We start from the raw sequence: 18,192 nt of genomic DNA on the forward strand, positions 1-18,192 counted from the left end.
GGTAGGGTCCGGCTCATGCACATCCTCGCCACCGAGGGGCTGACCAAACGTTTCCCCACCGTCACCGCGGTCGACCAGCTCACGGTCACCGTCGGGCCCGGCGTCACCGGGCTGGTGGGGGCCAACGGCGCGGGCAAGTCGACGCTGATCAAGATCCTGCTCGGCCTGCTGCCGCCCACCAGCGGCACGGCCCGCGTACTCGACCTGGACGTCACCTCCCAGGGCGCCGGGATCCGCAGGCTCGTCGGTTACATGCCCGAGCACGAATGCCTGCCCCCCGACGTCTCCGCCACCGAGCTGGTGGTCCACCTCGCCCAGATGTCCGGGCTGCCGCGCACGGCCGCCCGCGAGCGCGCCGCCGACGTGCTGCGCCACGTCGGCCTCGCCGAAGAGCGCTACCGCCCGATCGGCGGCTACTCCACCGGCATGAAGCAGCGGGTCAAGCTGGCCCAGGCGCTCGTCCACGACCCCAAGGTGGTCTTCCTGGACGAGCCCACCAACGGCCTCGACCCGCGCGGCCGCGACGAGATGCTGGCGCTCGTCCGGCGCATCGGCACCGAGTTCGGCATCAGCGTGGTGGTCACCTCCCACCTGCTGGGCGAGCTCGAACGCATCTGCGACCACGTCGTGGTCATCGACGCGGGGCGGCTGCTGCGCTCGTCGGCCATCGGCGAGTTCACCCAGACCACGCGGACCGTCACGGTCGAGGTCGACGAGGGCATGGACGCGCTGGCCGCCCGCCTGTCCGAGGCCGGGCACACCGTCTCGCCGCAGGGGCGGCTGCTGGTGGTGGAGGTGGCGGGGCCGGAGACGTACGACGCCGTCCGCGACGCCGCCGCCGACCTCGACCTGTGCCTGATCCGGCTGGAGCAGGGCCGCCACCGCATCGAGGACGTCTTCAGGGAGGAGGTGGCGCATGTCTGAGATCTACGACATCGGCTACCGCCACTACGACGGGCCCCGGCTCGGCCGCGCCCACTCGTTCCGCGCGCTGGCCGTGCACAGCCTGCGCGGGATCTTCGGCCTCGGCCGCCCTGCGCGCAGCAAGATCGTGCCGTTCGCGCTGTTCGCCATCATGCTGATGCCCGCCGTCGTGAGCATCGCCCTCATGGCGCTGCTCAAGGAGCGCGGCATCGCCTACAGCGCCTACGCGGTCATCATGCAGGCCGTCGTGGCGATCTTCCTGGCCTCGCAGTCGCCCACCGTGGTCGCCCCCGACCTGCGTCACCGCGTGCTCCCGCTCTACCTGTCGCGGCCGGTCTCGGTCACCGACTACGTGGCCGCCAAGGTCGCGGCCATGACCGTGGCGGTGTTCCTGCTCGTCGCGGCGCCCCTCACCCTCATCTTCGTGGGCGAGGTGGTCGTGGACCTGCCGGGCGACCTGGCCACCGGCGAGTACGCCGGCTCGGTCCTCATGGCGCTGGCGCTGGCGCTGCTGCTGGCCGCGTTCGGGCTGGCGCTGGCCTCGTTCACGCCCCGGCGCGGGCTCGGCGTGGCCTCGGTGATGGTCGTCTACCTGCTGTCGTCCGCGTCCGTGCCCATCGTCTACGGCGCCTTCTACTCGACCGGCAACGAGGCCGCGGCCTCCTGGGCGGCGCTGCTCAACCCGTTCTGGCTGGTCGACTCCGTACAGTCCTGGTTGTTCGGCACCCCGTCGCACTTCATCGACGGGGCCCCCTACCCCAGCGGCCCCGCCTCGCTGGCGGCCCTCGTCCTGCTGATCGCCGCCGGCCTCGGCGCGCTCGCGCTGCGCTACCGGAAGGCGGCCGCCCGATGAAGATCGAGCTCTCCCAGGTGTCGCGCTGGTACGGCAACGTCGTCGCCGTCAACGACGTGACGATGACGATCGGCCCCGGCGTCACCGGCCTGCTCGGCCCCAACGGCGCCGGCAAGTCGACGCTCCTGCACATGATGGCGGGCTTCCTGGCCCCGTCGGGCGGCACGGTCACGCTCAACGGCGACCGCGTCTGGAAGAACCACCAGATTTACCGAAATATCGGGCTGGTCCCCGAACGTGAGGGCGTCTACGGCTTCCTCACCGGCTGGCAGTTCGTCCTGTCCGCCGCCCGGCTGCACGGCCTGTCCGACCCCGAGGAGGCCGCCCGCAAGGCCCTCGCCACGGTCGAGATGGAGGAGCCGAAGGACCGGCGGGTGGAGACGTACTCGAAGGGCATGCGCCAGCGCGTCAAGGTCGCCGCCGCGCTCGTCCACGACCCGCCCGTGCTGCTGCTGGACGAGCCGTTCAACGGCATGGACCCGCGCCAGCGGCTGCACCTCATGGACCTGATCCGGGCCATGGGCACGGCCGGCAAGACCATCCTGTTCAGCTCGCACATCCTGGAGGAGGTCGAGCGCGTCGCCCAGCACATCGAGGTGCTGGTCTCCGGCCGCCACGCCGCCTCCGGCGACTTCCGCGACATCCGCCGGCTCATGACCGACCGCCCCCACCTGTTCATGATCCGCTCCAGCGACGACAGGAAGCTCGCCGCCGCCCTCATCCGCGACCCCTCGGCCGGCGGCATCACGCTGCGCCCCGACGGCCTGGAGGTCCAGGCGACCGAGTTCCGGCGCTTCGCCCGCCTGCTGCCCAAGCTCGCCCAGGCCGAGGGCGTCCGCCTGCACCAGGTCTCCCCCGCCGACGAGGACCTGGAGAGCGTCTTCTCGTACCTGATCAACAGGAGCACCGGATGAACACCGTCGTCGCGGCCATCACCTACCGCGCCCTGCTCGGGCGGCGGCGGATCGTGCTGCTCCTGCTGCTGCCCCTCGCCCTGATCGCGCTCGCGGTGCTGTTCAAGCTGGTGGGCGAGAGCGACCAGCGCACCACCGTCCTGCTGCTGCAGAGCTTCGCGCTCAGCACCATGCTGCCGCTGCTCGGCCTCATCGCCGGCACCGGCGTCATCGCCCCCGAGATCGACGACGGCACGATCATCCACCTGATGTCCAAGCCGATCTCCCGCCCGGTCATCATCCGGACGAAGTTCGTGGTGGCCGTCTCGCTGCTCGCGCTGTTCGCGACGGTGCCGACGTACGTCGCCGGCTGGCTGCTCGTCGGCAACGAGGCCGGCATCGCGGCCGGGTTCGCCGTCGGCGCCCTGGTGGCGGGCATCGCCTACGCAGCGCTCTTCCTGCTGCTCGGCGTCGTCACCCGGCACGCGGTCACGATCGGCGTCATCTACGCCCTGGTCTGGGAGAGCCTCGTCGGCAACCTCGTCCCGGGCGCCCGCCGCTTCTCCATCCAGGCGTGGGGACAGTCCGTCGCCGGCCAGATCACCGACTCCCCGTTCTTCCGTACGGACGTCACCCTGGGCTTCGCCGTCCCCGCCCTGATCGTCGTCACCCTCGCCGGCGTCTTCTGGGCAGGCCGCCGCCTACGCGTCTATTCCTTGACCGGAGACGAATAACCGCGGGACTCCTGGGCAGAGCGATGGGACCAGGGGTACGAGAAGGGCCCACGGGGAGCGCTCCCCGTGGGCCCTTCTTCTTTCGTCACTCAGTTGCCGCAGGCTCTGCGGACCACGTCGGCGAGGCGGTTGGCCACCTGGGTGGCGTGCTCCTCCGACGCGGCCTCGACCATGACCCTGATCATCGGCTCGGTGCCGCTCGGCCGGATCAGCACCCGGCCGGTCTCCCCCAGCTCCGCCTCGGCCGCCCGCACGGCGGCCGTCAGCTCGTCGGCGCCGGCCTTGGCCTTGTCGACGTCCTTGACGTTGATGAGGATCTGCGGCAGCGGCGTCATCACCGCGGCCAGCTCCTTCAGCGGCACGCCCGTCTTCGCGACCACGCCCAGCAGGTGGAGCGAGGTGAGCAGGCCGTCGCCGGTGGTGGCGTGGTCCAGCATGATGACGTGGCCCGACTGCTCGCCGCCGAGGTTGTAGCCGTCGGACTTCATGCGTTCGAGCACGTAGCGGTCGCCCACCGCGGTCTCCACCACGGAGATGCCCGCCTCGCGCATCGCCAGCTTGAAGCCCAGGTTGGACATCACGGTCGCGACCACGGTGTCCTTGGCCAGCAGGCCCTCGTCGTGCATGGCGCCGGCCAGGATCGCCATGATCCGGTCGCCGTCCACGATCTCGCCCGTGTGATCGACGGCGAGACAGCGGTCGGCGTCGCCGTCGTAGGCCACGCCCAGGTCCGCGCCGCGCGAGACGACCACCTGGCGGACCCGGTCGAGGTGGGTGGAGCCGTAGCCGTCGTTGATGTTGAGACCGTCGGGGCGGGCCCCGATGGCCTCGACGCGGGCGCCGGCCCGCACCAGCGCCTCCGGAGCCACCATGTGGGCGGCGCCGTGGGCGCAGTCGACGACCACGCTGAGCCCGTCGAGCGGGTGGTTCATCGTGGTCAGCACGTGCGAGATGTAACGGTCGGCCTCACCGTAGGCGTCACGCACCCGGCCCACGCCGGAGCCGACGGGGAAGCCCCACTCCTCGCCGAGCCGCCGCTCGATCTCGTCCTCGACCGCGTCGGACAGCTTGAAGCCGCCGCGGGCCAGGAACTTGATGCCGTTGTCCGGCGCAGCGTTGTGCGAGGCCGACAACATGACGCCGAGGTCGGCGCCGAGCGCGGCCGTGAGGTGGGCGACGGCGGGCGTGGGCAGCACCCCGAGCCGCAGCACGTCCACCCCGGACGCCGCGAGGCCGGCGACCACGGCGGCCTCGAGGAACTCCCCCGAGGCGCGCGGGTCCCGGCCCACCACCGCCACCGGATGACGCCCGGTGGCGGCGAACGCGCCTGCATCGCCGAGGACGTGGGCCGCCGCCACGGACAGATCCATGGCGAGCTGGGCCGTGAGGTCGCGGCCCGCGACCCCTCGTACCCCGTCGGTGCCGAAAAGGCGCGCCAATTTAGCGCTTGCTGTACTGCGGAGCCTTGCGGGCCTTCTTGAGGCCGTACTTCTTCCGCTCCGTGGCGCGGGCGTCACGGGTGAGGAAGCCGGCCTTCTTCAGCGGCGGCCGGTTGACCTCGACGTCCAGGATCGCCAGCGCGCGGGACAGGCCCATGCGCAGCGCGCCGGCCTGGCCGGTCACGCCGCCGCCGTCGATGCGGGCGATGACGTCGAACGCCTCCTCGGCGCCGAGCACGACGAACGGCTCGTTGACGATCTGCTGGTGGACCTTGTTCGGGAAGTAGACGTCCAGCGAACGGCCGTTGATCGTCCACTTGCCGGTGCCGGGGACGATGCGCACGCGGGCGATCGCCTCCTTGCGGCGACCGGTGCCGTACGAGTTGCCCGTGGTGACGGGCTTACGCACAGGCGCGTCAGCGCTGGCGGTGGACTCGGTGGTGTACTCGGAAGGGAAGTCCTCGCCGGAGTATTCCTCCAGCTCGGCCTCGACCGTCTCGACACCGGTGGGCTCAGCCACGGTTCTCCTCTAAATCTTTCGCTACTACTGGGCGATCTGGGTGATCTGGAACGGCACGGGCTTCTGGGCCTGGTGCGGGTGCTCGGCGCCCGCGTAGACCTTCAGCTTCTTGGCCATCTTCCGGCCGAGGGAGTTCTTCGGCAGCATGCCCTTGACGGCCTTCTCGACGGCCTTGTCGGGCCGCTTCTCCATGAGCTCGCCGTACGAGACGGAACGCAGACCGCCCGGGTAGCCCGAGTGGCGGTACGCCTTCTTCTGCTCAAGCTTGTTGCCGCTCAGCGCGATCTTGTCCGCGTTGATGACGATGACGAAGTCACCGGTGTCGACGTGGTTGGCGAAGATCGGCTTGTGCTTGCCGCGGAGCAGGGTCGCGACGTGGCTGGCCAGCCGGCCCAGCACGACATCGGTCGCGTCGATGACGTACCACTGACGCTGGACGTCGGCGGGCTTCGGTGAGTACGTGCGCACGGTCGTAGCCTTCTTTATGCTCGCGTCTTCGGCGCTGTCGGATGCGACAGCCGCATTGGTCGGTCGGTGCGGGCACACGGCAGCCCGGACCTTCCGTCTCCTCGCTACGGGAGATGACGCCGGACGCGCCGCGCATTGGTCACGCAGGACCTATGCACACAACGAACGATTAGGTTACCCGCCCACCTGTCTGCAGGTCAAAAGACCGGTACCCGCGGAAGAGTCTACCCGACTCAGAACGGTTCGATTTCGTTTCCCTGGGACCCCTTCTTTCCCACGACCTTTCATCCCTATCGTTGTTTGCGGTATGTGGCAGACCTCTCACACCCGGCCATCCCAGCGGGGCGCTCGGCGCCGGAGCCATCTGGGTGTGTTGACCTGCCTCATGTTCGCCGTGCTGTTCACGGGGGTGCTGATCGGTCGATTGACGGACGATCCGGCGGCGGACCCCCACATCTACCTCAACGGCACCGCCCCGCCGGCCGCGGCCACGGCCAACCCCGCGCCGACCGTCGAGAAGAAGGCGTACCAGCAGCTCGAGAGCATCCCGCGCGAGGTCACCACCAACCGGCTCCCGGGCGGCGCGACCCCCAAGCCCACCGCCTCGCGCACCGACAGCCAGATCCCCGGCTCCTTCGACAGCCAGGGCGACCCCACCCAGGTGCTCGGCGGCGACCAGGACGCCGAGGTGGCGCTCATCCCCGGCCTCGCGGGCCGCGTCGTCACGCTCACGAACGCGGCCAGGGCCCGGCGCGGCTGCGGGCCGCTGCGGGTGGACTCGGGGCTGACCCGCTCGGCGCGTACGCACGCGCTGGAGATGGCCCGTACCGGCCGGCTCACCCACAACTCCCCCGGCGGCGACTCCCCCTGGGACCGCATGGAGCGCGCCGGATACCGCTACGGCGCCGCCGAGAACATCGGCGCCGGCTACAGCACGGCCGAGGAGGCGGTGCGCGGCTGGCTCGACAGCCCCGACCACCGCAGGAACATCCTCGACTGCGGTCTGAGGGCCATCGGCGTGGGCGTCGCCTCCGGCCCCGACGGCCCTTGGTGGACCCAGGACTTCGGAACTCAGTGAGCCACGTCGCGGTAATGTCGCCGCATGGGTTTTCCCGAGCAGCCTGAGAACGCCCAGGAGCGCGCCCCTCGCCGGTCCCGCCGCGCCCGCCCCTTCGACGACGCCGCACCCGCGCAGCAACCGCCCCCCGGCGCCCCTGGTGGAGCCCCTGGTGGAGCCCCCGGCGGTCCCGGCGGTCCCGGTGCCCCTGGCGACCCCGGTGCCTTCGGCGGTCCCGGTGCCTTCGGCGCCCCTGGCGGGCCTGGCGGCCCCGGCATTCCTGGCGCCCCCGGCGCGGAGGCCGCCGGCGACCCCGCTCCTGGCACGGCCACGCAGGTCAACAGCAGGATCGGCTGGAGCCCCTACGACGAGGGCCCGCGCTCACGCGCGCCGCTGTGGTTCGCGATCGGCGGCGTGCTGGTGCTCGGCGCGCTCGGCGGCGGCATCGCCATGATGTGGAACGCGGGCGGCCCCACCAGCGCCGAGACCGCCGAGCCGCAGCGCACCTCGGCCCCGCTGCCGTCCGTGCCGCCCGGCAAGTACGGCTACGCCGAGAACCGCTCGACCGACCCCGACCCCATCTCGGTCAAGGAGGTCTTCGGCAAGAAGCGGAAGTTCACCACGTCCGGCCGCGGCTACGAGATGACGATCACCAGCAAGGACAAGAAGTGCACCGACGGCGCGCTCGGCGACAAGCTGCAGAAGGCGCTCAAAGCCGCCAAGTGCACGCAATTCGTCCGGGCGAGCTTCCGCGACAAGGCGGGCACGGTGATCGGCACGGTCGGCCTGGCCAACCTCTCGACCGGCAAGAACGCCGGCAAGGTGGCCAAGGTCGGCGACGCGAGCAACTACGTGAAGCCGCTGACCGGTAAGGACAGTGTCACCAAGTTTCTAGGGTCGGGCAGCGGCGGGGCGCGGATCTGGACGCACGGCCACTACGCGGTCCTCGTCTGGTTCCAGAACAAGAACGGCACCAAGCCCGACGCCAAGGGACAAAAGCGCATTTCACAGGCAATTGACGACATCACGAAGGCGACAGTCTTCAAGGCTCTGGACAACCGGACGCTGACCGGCAGCCCGTTGACGTAACCCGTCTTCTGCCGTCTTAACCCCCCCAAACGGGATGCCCGCTGCCTCTGGGAACGCCCATACCGACGTAACGATCTCGCCTCTCTCGCTAGGCTCCCCCTATGCGTGGTCAGGAACCCGGGTCTGAACACGATCGCAAGGGCACCGGCAACACTGCCCGACCTGCGACGCCGCCGCCTAGCTTCGGCCAGACCAACGGGCGAGCCCAACCGCCGGCGCCCGCCTCCCCAGCGGAGGAGCCCGGCGACGAGACCGTGTCCGTCGTCCCCCCGATCCTCGGGTCCGTACCCACCGAGCCGCCGTCGGGGGCAGGGGGCGCCGTACAGCCGTGGGAGGTGCCGGCGGACGCCGGCACACCGTACGACTGGTACGCCGACCACGCCGACGCCGACCCTCCGTCCCACACCCCCCGCCACCCCGCACCACCCGCCCCCCACTCCCTCTCCACCCCCGGCGCCACCCCACCTGGCCCCGGCCCCATGCAGCCCGGTCACGGCCCTGCGCAGCCCGGCTACGGCGCCGCTCACCCCAGCACTGACGCCCCCCAGCCCGGCTACGGCGCCGCTCACCCCAGCACTGGCACCGCCCAGCCCGACCACGGCCTCGCGCAACCCGGCCACGGCCTCGCGCAACCTGGCCACGGCCTCGCGCAACCTGGCCACGGCCTCGCGCAGCCCGGCCACGGCCTCGCGCAACCTGGCCATGGCCTCGCGCAACCTGGCCATGGCGCCACTCACCTCGGCTCCGACCAGACTCATCCCGGCCTGAACCAGCCCCACCCTGGTGCCGCGCCCCCCGGCCCCGCCGCCCAGCCGCCCTCCGGCTACGGTCGCTCGCCCCACTCCGGCGCCAACCCGTACCCAGCGCCCTCCCACCAGGGCGCCGACGTTCCTCAGCACCCGCCGACGGTCCCGTACCCGGCCCAGCCACACGCCGCCCAGCACCCAAGCGGCCCGTACACGGGACAGCAGGCCGGCGACCCCGGGGCCGTCCATCCGCAGCCCACAAGCGGGCCGTACACCACCCATCCGCCCGCGATGGAGCAGGCCCCCGGCGCGGAGACCGCACACCCGCACGTCAGCGGCCCGCAGCCCATCCCCCCGCACGCCGCTTCTCCGGGTGGCGCCGGACCACACGCCGTCACCCCTCACGCTGCTTCCCCGCACGCCACTTTTCCGGGCGGCACCGACGCACACGCCACTTCCCCGCACACCGCGTTCCCGGGTGGCGCCGAGCCGCACGCCGCCTCCCCTTACGGCGGCTCTCCGGACGCCGCTTCTCAGCAGGCCCCTGTCCCGCAGTCCGGGCAGCCGTCCGCCGACACCCCGTGGGTCGGGCCGCTCCAGGCGGACCTCCAGGGCGTGATCAGCCACCAGCCCGCCGAGGGTGCCCCCTGGCCGTCCGCCGCCCCGGCGTCCGACGTCCGCCCCGCCCCGCAGCAGCCGACCGCGCAGGACCCGCCGTCCTGGCCCGTGAACCCCGGCGTACCCGGTGCGCCCCCGTGGGAGCCGCCTCCCGCCTTCACCGCCGCAGCGGCGGGCATGCCCGTATGGCCGGCCCCGCCCTCGGATCCGCACGCCATGCCCCCGTGGCCCGCCGCAACCGGCGAGCTGGTGGCCGAGCCCGACGAGCCTCAGCCCACCGCCTTCGACGCCAACGCCACCGACCCGGAGGGCACCGTTCGCCCACCCCACAATTCCGCCGCCCCCACCCCGGACCAGCCCCACCCCGGCCGCCCGCAGGGCCCGGGCCACGTACAAGGGCTGAGTGATCCGCAAGGGCCGAGCGGCCCGCACCCCGTCCAGCGCCCCGCCGGCCTCTCGCAGCCCGCCACCGGCCTCACCGCCTACCCCGCCACCACCGCACCCGGCATCTCCACGCCCGGCCCAGGCACTCCGCCGCCCGCGAGCCAGAACGCCTCCGCGCCCGGACACCCCGCCTCCCCCGACGGCACCGACCCGGACGCCACCCGTCCCGGCGCTGTCCCCGTTCCTCAGGAAGGTCCTCACCAGGAAGGTCCTCACCGGCACCCCTCCGACGACGCCCAGCAGGGCGCGACGCCGGACGAGGACCCGCGACGGCACAGCGGCGGCCACGCGATCCCGCTCTCCGCCCCCGTGGCCGAGGCCGTGGACACCCGCCCTGCCGAGCAGCAGCAGCCGTCAGACGCGCCCCTGCCGGCCCAGCCGACCGACCCCTCCGGAGCACCCGCGTCTCCCCACGGCGCCACGCCGCCCGAGGACACCGGCACCCCTGACGACGACCAGCCGCCCGTCACCCCCTTCGACCCGAACGCCCCCACCCCGGTCCGCCCAGCGGAGCCCGGTGACGTCCCCGTCTGGCCGCCGCTCCCGCCGGGCGCGGCGGACGCGACGGGCGCGACGGCCCCGCAGCGGATCCCCGACCTCCCCTTCTCCCGCGACACCTGGGGCCAGCGCCAGTCCACCAGCCTGGACCTGCCGACCCCGCCCCACGGCCTGGCGGTCACCACGGCGGGCAAGGGCACAGCCGGAGGCGGCCCGGCGTTCCCGCCGGGGGCGTTCAAGCAGGCCCCGTTCCAGATCCCGCCCCCACCCCCGCCCCCGTCAGGCGGCGGGAAGCGGGCGCTGCTGGTCACCCTGGGCGCCCTCGCCCTGGTCGGCGTCGCCACCGGCGGCTTCTTCGCCTATCAGGCGGTGAGCGACCCGGCCCCCACCACGGCCGCCGCCCGCACCGGCCCCCCGTCCGGCCAGGACGGGCACGGTCAGGGGCAGGGCCAGGGGCAGCCCCAGCAGACGGCCGTCACCAGCGACGGCCCCGGCGCGTCCGTTCTCGACTCGGAGCAGAGCGACCCGCAGAAGCTGTCGCTGTCGGAGGCGTTCCCGAAGAAGAAGGTGAGCGCGGCGGGCACCACGTTCAAACGGGTCAAGGCCGGCATGGAGACGACCTGCGACAAGGCCGCCACCGGCGCCTTCGCCGACGCGCTGAAGGCGCAGAGCTGCACCCGCGTCCTCCGCGCCACCTACGTGGACAGCAAGAAGCGCTACGCGGTCACCACGGGCATCGCGGTCCTGCCGACCAAGGAAGCCGCCACCGCCGTCGACCAGACGAAGGACCTCGGGAAGAACGTCTGGTTCCGCCCGCTGCCCGGCCCCAAGGGCTCGGGCGGCGATCGGGTGCAGATCGCCGGCGGGTACGCGGCCGGCCTCGTCTGGGGCCGCTACATCGTCTTCAGCTACGCCACGTACGCCGACGGCCGCACCCCGGCCGACAACGAGAAGACGCTGCCGAAGGTCAGCGGCGCCTTCCGCGACGAGACCTCACTCGTCCTGGAGCGCCGCGTCACCGGCGGCTGAGGCCGCGTCGCCGGGGACCGGCAGGCTGCGCACCCGCCGCGTGGCCGCCGCCCGCGCGGCGAGCTCGGCGTCCGGCGGGTAGCCCACCTCCTCCAGGCACAGCCCGTGGGCGGGCGCGACGTGCACGCCCGAGTCGCGTACGGCCCGGACCAGCACCTGTCCGGGCCACTCCACCGGCCGCCGCCCGTCGCCGGCCGCCAGCAGCGACCCGACCAGCGCCCGCACCATCGAGTGGCAGAAGGCGTCGGCCACGACGGTGGCCACCAGCACGCCGCCGGGCTCGCGCGCCCAGTCGAGCCGCCGCAGCTCCCGGATGGTCGTGGCGCCCTCGCGCTTCTTGCAGAAGGCCGCGAAGTCGTGCTCGCCGAGCAGCCGGGCCGCGGCCGCGTTGAGCGCGTCGAGGTCGAGGGGGCGGTTGTGCCAGACGATCTCGTGCCGCCGCAGCGGGTCCACGCCGCCCGCCGTGTCGCACACCCGGTACGCGTACCGCCGGAACGTCGCCGAGAACCGGGCGTCAAAGCCCTCAGGAGCCACGCTGACGCGATGAACCCGTACATCGAGGGGCAGAACCCCACCCAGCCTCCGGACGAGCGCAGCGAGCCGCTCCGCCGTGCCGAGCGGCCCCCGGTTGCCGTCCAGCTCGGCGAGGGCGTCTTCCGGGACGTCCAGATGGGCGACCTGGCCGCGGGCGTGCACGCCGGCGTCCGTCCGCCCAGCCACGGTCAGCGTCGCGGGCTCGCCGAGGCGCAGGATCCGGCCGAGCGCCTGTTCGAGCTCGCCCTGGACGGTACGCCGGCCGGGCTGCCGGGCCCAGCCGGAGAACTCGCTCCCGTCGTACGCGAGGTCGAGGCGGAGCCGTACCACGATGAATCCCCCTGAGAGAGCAAAGGGCCCGGCCCCCCGTGGAGGGGTCCGGGCCCGATACGTCCTGCCTGAAAGATCAGGCTTCGTCCTTCTTCTCCGCGTCCTTCTTCTCCGCGTCGCCGGCGCCCTCGGCGGCCTGAGCCTCCGGAGCCTCGGCGGTCTCGGCCTTGGGCTCCTCGGCGGCGTCGGCCTCGGCGGCCTCGGCCTTCGGGGCCTCCTCGGTCGCCGGAGCGGCGGCCGGGGCCTCGGTGCGGCGGGTCGTGACGGCGTTCAGCGGCTCGGTCACCAGCTCGATGATCGCCATGGGGGCGTTGTCACCCTTACGCGGACCGATCTTGGTGATCCGGGTGTAGCCACCGGGACGCTCCGCGAACGTCGTCGCGATCTCGGTGAAGAGGTGGTGCACGACGCCCTTGTCCCTGACGACGGTCAGGACCTGGCGACGGTTGTGGATGTCGCCCTTCTTCGCCTTGGTGATCAGGCGCTCCGCGACCGGACGCAGGCGCTTGGCCTTCGCGACCGTCGTACGGATCTTGCCGTGCCGGAACAGGTCCGTCGCCAGGTTGGCCAGGATCAGCCGCTCGTGCGCCGGGCTGCCGCCAAGACGGGCACCCTTGGTGGGCTTGGGCATGGGATTCTCTCCTCGGAGTCAACCCGCCCCGGCCGTGCCAGGTACCGGAGTCGGGCCGCCAGGCCCCCTGCTTGCCAGGGGGCCCGCGCTATCAGTGTGTGATCAGTACTGCTCGGTCTCGACGTACGCGCTGTCGTCGTCGTCGTAGCCGCCGCCGGCCACCGCGCTCGGGTCGAACCCGGGCGGGGAGTCCTTGAGCGACAGCGACATCTCGTGCAGCTTCTGCTTGACCTCTTCGATCGACTTGGCGCCGAAGTTCCTTATGTCGAGCAGGTCCTGCTCGCTCCGCGCGACGAGCTCGCCCACGGTGTGGATGCCCTCGCGCTTGAGGCAGTTGTACGAGCGGACGGTGAGGTTGAGCTCCTCGATCGGCAGCGCCAGGTCGGCCGCCAGGGCGGCGTCGGTGGGCGACGGGCCGATGTCGATGCCCTCGGCCTCGACGTTGAGCTCACGGGCCAGGCCGAAGAGCTCGACGAGGGTCTTGCCGGCGGAGGCCACCGCGTCGCGGGGCTTCATGGCGGGCTTGGTCTCGACGTCGAGGATGAGCCGGTCGAAGTCGGTCCGCTGCTCGACTCGGGTGGCCTCGACCTTGTAGGTGACCTTGAGCACCGGGGAGTAGATCGAGTCGATCGGGATGCGACCGATCTCCTGGCCCGGCTGCTTGTTCTGGGCGGCGGAGACGTAGCCGCGGCCGCGCTCGACGGTCAGCTCCATCTCCAGCTTGGCCTTGCCGTTGAGCGTCGCGATGCGCAGCTCGGGGTTGTGCACCTCGACACCGGCCGGAGGCGCGATGTCGGCGGCGGTGACCTCACCCGGGCCCTGCTTGCGCAGGTACATCACGACCGGCTCGTCGTGCTCGGAGGAGACGACCAGTTCCTTGAGGTTGAGGATGATGTCGGTGACGTCTTCCTTGACCCCGGGAACGGTCGAGAACTCGTGCAGCACGCCCTCGATGCGGATGCTCGTCACGGCCGCGCCCGGAATGGACGACAGCAGCGTGCGACGCAGCGAGTTGCCGATGGTGTAACCGAAGCCCGGCTCCAGCGGCTCGATCACGAACCGGGACCGGGTGTCGTCGAGCGACTCTTCCAGGAGAGTCGGGCGCTGAGCGATCAGCATGTTCGGGTTCTCCCCTTTTTCGTGTGGCGCCCGCTATATGACACCACTCCGATGAAAAGCGTAGCCGAGGTACGGCGAACCGCACCTCGGCCGAGGCTCACTTCGAGTAGTACTCGACGATGAGCTGCTCCTGGACCTGGGTGTCGATCTGCTGCCGGACGGGCAGCTGGTGCACCAGGACGCGGAGCTTGTCCGGCACGACGCCCAGCCAGGCCGGGATCGTGCGGTCGCCGGCCGTGGCCCGCGCGACCTCGTACGGCATGAGGTTGCGCTTGTTCTCGCGGACCTCGATGATGTCGTGCTCCCGGACCAGGTAGGACGGGATGTCGACCTTCTTGCCGTTCACCAGGATGTGCCCGTGACGGACCTGCTGGCGGGCGGCGTCGCGCGACTGGGCGAAACCGGCGCGGTAGACCACGTTGTCGAGGCGGCTCTCCAGGATCTGGAGCAGCACCTCACCGGTCTTGCCGGTCTTGCGGGAGGCTTCCTCGTAGTAGTTGTGGAACTGCTTCTCGAGGACGCCGTAGATGCGGCGGGTCTTCTGCTTCTCACGAAGCTGAAGCTGGTACTCGGACTCCTTGGGACGTCCGCGGCCGTGCTCACCCGGCGGGTAAGGACGGATCTCGATGGGGCACTTGGCGGATTCGCACTTGCTGCCCTTGAGGAAGAGCTTGGTCTTCTCGCGGCGGCAGAGCTTGCAGTCCGCGCCCGTGTAACGAGCCATGTGTCTCTATCTCCTGCGCTATCTCAGACGCGGCGGCGCTTGGGCGGCCGGCAACCGTTGTGCGGAACCGGGGTGACGTCCTGGATCGAGCCCACTTCGAGGCCGGTGGCCTGCAGCGAGCGGATCGCGGTCTCACGGCCGGAGCCGGGACCCTTGACGAAGACGTCGACCTTGCGCATGCCGTGCTCCATGGCGCGGCGGGCGGCGTTCTCGGCGGCCATCTGGGCGGCGAACGGGGTGGACTTACGGGAGCCCTTGAAACCCACGTGGCCGGCGCTGGCCCAGGAGATCACGTTCCCGCTGGGGTCGGTGATCGAGACGATCGTGTTGTTGAACGTGCTCTTGATGTGGGCGTGCCCGTGAGCGACGTTCTTCTTCTCCTTGCGGCGCACCTTCTTCGGCGCGCCCTGACGGCTCTTAGGAGGCATTGTTTGCCGTTACTCCTGAGGTCTTCGGTCCAGCGGCTGCGAGGACTACTTCTTACCGGGCTTCTTCTTGCCGGCGACGGTCTTCTTCTTGCCCTTGCGGGTGCGCGCGTTGGTCTGCGTGCGCTGACCGTGCACGGGCAGGCCCTTGCGGTGCCGGATGCCCTGGTAGCAACCGATCTCGATCTTGCGACGGATGTCGGCCTGGACCTCGCGGCGCAGGTCACCCTCGATCTTGAAGTTCGCCTCGATGTAGTCACGCATCGGGACGAGCTCGGTGTCGCTGAGCTGGTGGACGCGAAGGTCCCCGCTGACACCGGTGGCCTCGAGGATCTCCTGGGCGCGAGTGCGGCCGATCCCGTAAATGTAGGTGAGAGCGATCTCCAGCCGCTTGTCGCGGGGGAGGTCGACGCCAACCAGGCGAGCCATGGTCGGGCATTCTCCTTTTCTGTGGCGGAGGTCTTGCGCCGCACTACCCCTCCCCATGCCCGGGGTGAGGGCCCCGGCCTCCGACCGGGGGTCTCCTGAACGGTTCGACCGAAAGGCCGCCTGCTCAGGCGTGAAACGCGCTAACTGACTGGAGGCTTCTCATGCGTCGAGCCCGCTCCCGCGATCGGGGCGGACTCGGAGAAGCCTTGCGGCGACTTAGCCCTGGCGCTGCTTGTGGCGCAGGTTGTCGCAGATCACCATGACGCGACCGTGCCGGCGGATCACCTTGCACTTGTCGCAGATCTTCTTGACGCTCGGCTTTACCTTCATTGTCCTTTGTTCCTCAGACGTCTTACTTGTATCGGTAGACGATCCGCCCACGACTGAGGTCGTAGGGGCTCAGCTCAACGACTACCCGGTCGTCCGGCAGAATCCGGATGTAATGCATCCGCATCCGTCCGCTGATGTGGGCCAGGACCTTATGGCCGTTGTCGAGCTGCACCCGGAACATGGCGTTCGGGAGCGACTCGACCACAGTGCCCTCGATCTCGATGGCGCCGTCTTTCTTGGCCAAAGAATTCCTCGCGTTTCACTGATCGGTCGTCTGAGGCTCCGGTTCACTACGCAGCCGCGACCTTCACGCTTCGGAGAGAGCGGCGATCAGCGAGGACCGCCGACGCGTGACAAGTCATAGTGAGCCGACTAAGGAGTGTACGACACCTGAGCCAAAAACGCGAAACGCGTGCCAGGTGTCCTGACACAACCATGTAAGAGTGTACCCCACCCGCACAGCCCGAAAGGCCCGCCAGGGGAGAGAGCCCGGCGGACCTTTCCGGAAGGGGACGATCAGTAGATGCGGTGCGTGGGCCCGCAGTACTTCGTGGGGCCGCCCCAGCAGGTGTAGGTGTACAGCTTCTTGATGCCCGGCTGCGACCAGGTCTCGTGGTACGAGCCGTTCCAGCCGCGGTAGAAGGAGTGCCAGTTCCCGCCCGAGTAGTACTTGAACCAGACGTAGCCCTTCTTCGGCGTCGACTCCTTGCCGTACCAGTGGGTGTACACCCGGCCGCCGGACTTCCAGGTCTTGCCGTAGGTGTAGGCCTTGCGGTTGCTGGAGTAGTACTTCCCCCAGCTCTTCACCAAACTGGCCGTGGTCTGCGAGGTGGCCGCCTGGGCGGCGGGGGCGGCGAGGGTGAGGCCGGTGACGGCGATCGAGCCGGCGAGGGCGGCGGCCGCGAACAGCTTGCGCATCTTGGTTCCTCCGGTGAGTGGTGTTGCCGACACCGCTCACGTTAGGAATCCGGACTTATCCGTACTGCGGATGAATGCACACAGTGCACTAGTGCACAAATCCCTACTGCTGCTGCTTGGGCTGGTTGTTGCCGAAGATGGTGCTGATCAGCAGGATCACGCCCCACGGGCCCATGACCCACAACGGCCAGGGATAGACGTCACCGTTGGAGGTGGAGCTCACGATTAACCAGATCACCCAGTTGATGCCGCTGGCCATCGCCCACGCGCCCCACGCCGCCTTGATGCCCGCGTGCGCGTCGCGCTTCTTCTCGATCTCCTTCGAGACCTTGGGGCGGTTGCGGAGGTCGACCTCCGGCAGGTCGGCGGTCAGCCTGGCCAGCTCACCGTAGGTCTTGGACTTGTAGAGCTGTTCGAGCCGCTCGTTGAACTCGTCCATGGTGATGCGGCCCTGGGCCGTGTGCTCGCGGAGGACGGCGGCGACCCGGTCGCGGTCGCCGTCCGAGGCTCGCATCTCAGGGCTGTTCGCCATCCCACCACTCCCGGTTCAGTTCTGCGAGTGTCCTCCGAGGCGAGATTCGCCCCCGTCCAGGGCGGTAAGCACCCAAGGACCATTATGTGTCACGGCGACGCTGTGTTCGAAGTGTGCGGACGACTTGCCGTCCACGGTTACCACGGTCCACTCGTCGGACAGCACCCGGGTGCGCTCGGTGCCCAGGTTGACCATGGGCTCGATGGCCAGGCACATGCCCTCCTCCAGCACCGGGCCACGCCCGGGCCGGCCGTGGTTGGCGATCCACGGGTCCATGTGCATCTCGGTGCCGATGCCGTGGCCGCCGTACTCGGGCGGGATGCCGAAGCGGCCCTGCGACTTGACGTACTTCTCGATCTCGAAGCCGATGTCGGACAGGTGCCGGCCGGGCCGCAGCGCCGCGATGCCGCGCCACATGGCCTCCTCGGTCACCCGCATCAGCTCGGTCAGCTTCGGGTCCACCTCGCCGACCGGGACCGTCACGGCCGAGTCGCCGTGCCAGCCGTCCAGGATGGCGCCGCAGTCGATGGAGATGACGTCGCCCTCGCGCAGCTTGCGGGCGTCGGTGGGGATGCCGTGGACCACCTCGTCGTTGACCGAGGCGCAGATCGTCGCGGGGAAGCCCTGGTAGCCCTTGAACGACGGGATCGCGCCCTCGTCCCTGATCGCCTTCTCGGCGATGGAGTCGAGGTCGAGCGGCGTCATCCCCGGCTCGACCGAGCGCTTCAGCAGGTCCAGCGTGCGCCCGACGACCAGCCCGGCCGCGCGCATCTTCTCCAGCTGCTCCGGCGACTTGATCTGGATGCCGTGCCGGTTCCTCTTGAACATGTTCTGCCCCCCATGGGTCTCAACGGGCCACGTCGGGGGCCCAATTCCCCCACAATAGCCGCGAGGTGGCACGGAAACCC

Annotated in this window: 21 protein-coding genes; 7 read left to right on the forward strand and 14 right to left on the reverse strand. The window is 70.6% G+C overall.

The genetic code is table 11. The annotated features are described in order from the left end of the window. Positions 1 to 15: 15 nt before the first annotated feature. From AC27IY_RS13245 to AC27IY_RS13260, 4 genes are read left to right on the forward strand one after another with little or no spacing between them, the layout of a single operon-like run. Positions 16 to 924, forward strand: a complete 909-nt coding sequence (locus tag AC27IY_RS13245; protein ID WP_487178144.1) for an ABC transporter ATP-binding protein — start codon at positions 16 to 18, stop codon at positions 922 to 924. Further along, complete coding sequence (locus tag AC27IY_RS13250; protein WP_487178145.1) at positions 917 to 1,777, forward strand: ABC transporter permease; 861 nt, start codon at positions 917 to 919, stop codon at positions 1,775 to 1,777. The genes AC27IY_RS13245 and AC27IY_RS13250 overlap by 8 nt, the downstream gene beginning before the upstream one ends. After that, entirely contained in the window at positions 1,774 to 2,691 is a 918-nt protein-coding gene (locus AC27IY_RS13255) for an ABC transporter ATP-binding protein (RefSeq protein WP_344216694.1), read from the forward strand. Before AC27IY_RS13250 ends, AC27IY_RS13255 begins: the two co-directional genes overlap by 4 nt. Beyond that, positions 2,688 to 3,404, forward strand: coding sequence for an ABC transporter permease (locus tag AC27IY_RS13260; protein WP_344216692.1), 717 nt, complete (start codon positions 2,688 to 2,690; stop codon positions 3,402 to 3,404). Before AC27IY_RS13255 ends, AC27IY_RS13260 begins: the two co-directional genes overlap by 4 nt. 89 nt (positions 3,405 to 3,493) lie before the next feature. Here the strand turns inward: AC27IY_RS13260 and glmM are convergent, their stop codons facing one another. From glmM to rplM, 3 genes are read right to left on the reverse strand one after another with little or no spacing between them, the layout of a single operon-like run. Then, a complete protein-coding gene (gene glmM / locus AC27IY_RS13265; protein WP_364461319.1) occupies positions 3,494 to 4,843 on the reverse strand; it encodes a phosphoglucosamine mutase in 1,350 nt (449 codons plus the stop codon). 1 nt (position 4,844) lies between these two features. Then, positions 4,845 to 5,363: a 30S ribosomal protein S9 gene (gene rpsI, locus AC27IY_RS13270; protein WP_329585493.1), complete on the reverse strand. Its 519-nt coding sequence runs from the start codon at positions 5,361 to 5,363 to the stop codon at positions 4,845 to 4,847. A 24-nt stretch (positions 5,364 to 5,387) separates the two neighbouring features. Beyond that, positions 5,388 to 5,831, reverse strand: coding sequence for a 50S ribosomal protein L13 (gene rplM, locus AC27IY_RS13275; protein ID WP_020542277.1), 444 nt, complete (start codon positions 5,829 to 5,831; stop codon positions 5,388 to 5,390). Between the two features lie 370 nt (positions 5,832 to 6,201). Here rplM and AC27IY_RS13280 point away from each other — a divergent pair, with 370 nt between their 5' ends. The 3 genes from AC27IY_RS13280 (at position 6,202) to AC27IY_RS13290 (ending at position 11,312) form a co-directional block, all read left to right on the forward strand. After that, the gene (locus AC27IY_RS13280) at positions 6,202 to 6,909 is read left to right on the forward strand and encodes a CAP domain-containing protein (RefSeq protein ID WP_364461314.1); all 708 of its coding nucleotides are present in this window, start codon (positions 6,202 to 6,204) and stop codon (positions 6,907 to 6,909) included. Between the two features lie 24 nt (positions 6,910 to 6,933). Continuing rightward, on the forward strand, positions 6,934 to 7,977 hold the full coding sequence (locus AC27IY_RS13285; protein ID WP_487178147.1) for a hypothetical protein: 1,044 nt from the start codon (positions 6,934 to 6,936) through the stop codon (positions 7,975 to 7,977). Between the two features lie 254 nt (positions 7,978 to 8,231). Next, complete coding sequence (locus AC27IY_RS13290; protein ID WP_487178148.1) at positions 8,232 to 11,312, forward strand: hypothetical protein; 3,081 nt, start codon at positions 8,232 to 8,234, stop codon at positions 11,310 to 11,312. Here the strand turns inward: AC27IY_RS13290 and truA are convergent. The 11 genes from truA to map all read right to left on the reverse strand — a co-directional run bounded on the left by truA (position 11,277) and on the right by map (position 18,112). Beyond that, positions 11,277 to 12,176: a tRNA pseudouridine(38-40) synthase TruA gene (gene truA / locus AC27IY_RS13295; RefSeq protein WP_487178149.1), complete on the reverse strand. Its 900-nt coding sequence runs from the start codon at positions 12,174 to 12,176 to the stop codon at positions 11,277 to 11,279. The two genes, AC27IY_RS13290 and truA, sit on opposite strands and share 36 nt — an antisense overlap. Before the next feature lie 76 nt (positions 12,177 to 12,252). Continuing rightward, positions 12,253 to 12,807 carry a 50S ribosomal protein L17 gene (gene rplQ, locus AC27IY_RS13300; protein WP_364461302.1) on the reverse strand — a complete coding sequence of 185 codons (555 nt, stop codon included), beginning with the start codon at positions 12,805 to 12,807 and terminating at the stop codon, positions 12,253 to 12,255. Positions 12,808 to 12,909: 102 nt separating this feature from the next. Next, positions 12,910 to 13,926, reverse strand: a complete 1,017-nt coding sequence (locus AC27IY_RS13305; protein WP_020542283.1) for a DNA-directed RNA polymerase subunit alpha — start codon at positions 13,924 to 13,926, stop codon at positions 12,910 to 12,912. Between the two features lie 97 nt (positions 13,927 to 14,023). Continuing rightward, positions 14,024 to 14,650, reverse strand: a complete 627-nt coding sequence (gene rpsD, locus AC27IY_RS13310) for a 30S ribosomal protein S4 (protein ID WP_020542284.1) — start codon at positions 14,648 to 14,650, stop codon at positions 14,024 to 14,026. A 23-nt stretch (positions 14,651 to 14,673) separates the two neighbouring features. Continuing rightward, entirely contained in the window at positions 14,674 to 15,078 is a 405-nt protein-coding gene (rpsK, locus tag AC27IY_RS13315; RefSeq protein WP_012887860.1) for a 30S ribosomal protein S11, read from the reverse strand. A 45-nt stretch (positions 15,079 to 15,123) separates the two neighbouring features. Further along, positions 15,124 to 15,504 carry a 30S ribosomal protein S13 gene (gene rpsM, locus AC27IY_RS13320; protein ID WP_020542286.1) on the reverse strand — a complete coding sequence of 127 codons (381 nt, stop codon included), beginning with the start codon at positions 15,502 to 15,504 and terminating at the stop codon, positions 15,124 to 15,126. Positions 15,505 to 15,720: 216 nt separating this feature from the next. Then, the gene (gene rpmJ / locus AC27IY_RS13325) at positions 15,721 to 15,834 is read right to left on the reverse strand and encodes a 50S ribosomal protein L36 (RefSeq protein WP_003956441.1); all 114 of its coding nucleotides are present in this window, start codon (positions 15,832 to 15,834) and stop codon (positions 15,721 to 15,723) included. Positions 15,835 to 15,856: 22 nt separating this feature from the next. Continuing rightward, positions 15,857 to 16,078, reverse strand: coding sequence for a translation initiation factor IF-1 (gene infA, locus AC27IY_RS13330; RefSeq protein ID WP_012887858.1), 222 nt, complete (start codon positions 16,076 to 16,078; stop codon positions 15,857 to 15,859). A gap of 272 nt (positions 16,079 to 16,350) precedes the next feature. Further along, positions 16,351 to 16,752: a hypothetical protein gene (locus AC27IY_RS13335; protein ID WP_487178150.1), complete on the reverse strand. Its 402-nt coding sequence runs from the start codon at positions 16,750 to 16,752 to the stop codon at positions 16,351 to 16,353. Between the two features lie 103 nt (positions 16,753 to 16,855). After that, positions 16,856 to 17,284, reverse strand: coding sequence for a DUF1707 SHOCT-like domain-containing protein (locus AC27IY_RS13340; RefSeq protein WP_344216673.1), 429 nt, complete (start codon positions 17,282 to 17,284; stop codon positions 16,856 to 16,858). Between the two features lie 15 nt (positions 17,285 to 17,299). Further along, positions 17,300 to 18,112 carry a type I methionyl aminopeptidase gene (map, locus tag AC27IY_RS13345; protein WP_344216671.1) on the reverse strand — a complete coding sequence of 271 codons (813 nt, stop codon included), beginning with the start codon at positions 18,110 to 18,112 and terminating at the stop codon, positions 17,300 to 17,302. Between the last annotated feature and the right edge of the window lie 80 nt (positions 18,113 to 18,192).

Source organism: Nonomuraea sp. B208, assembly GCF_057536035.1.

Coding starts and splice junctions, on each gene's coding strand:
- rpsM (WP_020542286.1), bottom strand. CDS start 15,504: ATGGCTCGCCTGGTTGGCGTCGACCTCCCCCGCGACAAGCGGCTGGAG.
- AC27IY_RS13335 (WP_487178150.1), bottom strand. CDS start 16,752: ATGCGCAAGCTGTTCGCGGCCGCCGCCCTCGCCGGCTCGATCGCCGTC.
- AC27IY_RS13340 (WP_344216673.1), bottom strand. CDS start 17,284: ATGGCGAACAGCCCTGAGATGCGAGCCTCGGACGGCGACCGCGACCGG.
- rpsK (WP_012887860.1), bottom strand. CDS start 15,078: ATGCCTCCTAAGAGCCGTCAGGGCGCGCCGAAGAAGGTGCGCCGCAAG.
- rplQ (WP_364461302.1), bottom strand. CDS start 12,807: ATGCCCAAGCCCACCAAGGGTGCCCGTCTTGGCGGCAGCCCGGCGCAC.
- AC27IY_RS13245 (WP_487178144.1), top strand. CDS start 16: ATGCACATCCTCGCCACCGAGGGGCTGACCAAACGTTTCCCCACCGTC.
- rpmJ (WP_003956441.1), bottom strand. CDS start 15,834: ATGAAGGTAAAGCCGAGCGTCAAGAAGATCTGCGACAAGTGCAAGGTG.
- map (WP_344216671.1), bottom strand. CDS start 18,112: ATGTTCAAGAGGAACCGGCACGGCATCCAGATCAAGTCGCCGGAGCAG.
- AC27IY_RS13255 (WP_344216694.1), top strand. CDS start 1,774: ATGAAGATCGAGCTCTCCCAGGTGTCGCGCTGGTACGGCAACGTCGTC.
- AC27IY_RS13305 (WP_020542283.1), bottom strand. CDS start 13,926: ATGCTGATCGCTCAGCGCCCGACTCTCCTGGAAGAGTCGCTCGACGAC.
- rpsD (WP_020542284.1), bottom strand. CDS start 14,650: ATGGCTCGTTACACGGGCGCGGACTGCAAGCTCTGCCGCCGCGAGAAG.
- AC27IY_RS13260 (WP_344216692.1), top strand. CDS start 2,688: ATGAACACCGTCGTCGCGGCCATCACCTACCGCGCCCTGCTCGGGCGG.
- AC27IY_RS13285 (WP_487178147.1), top strand. CDS start 6,934: ATGGGTTTTCCCGAGCAGCCTGAGAACGCCCAGGAGCGCGCCCCTCGC.
- AC27IY_RS13250 (WP_487178145.1), top strand. CDS start 917: ATGTCTGAGATCTACGACATCGGCTACCGCCACTACGACGGGCCCCGG.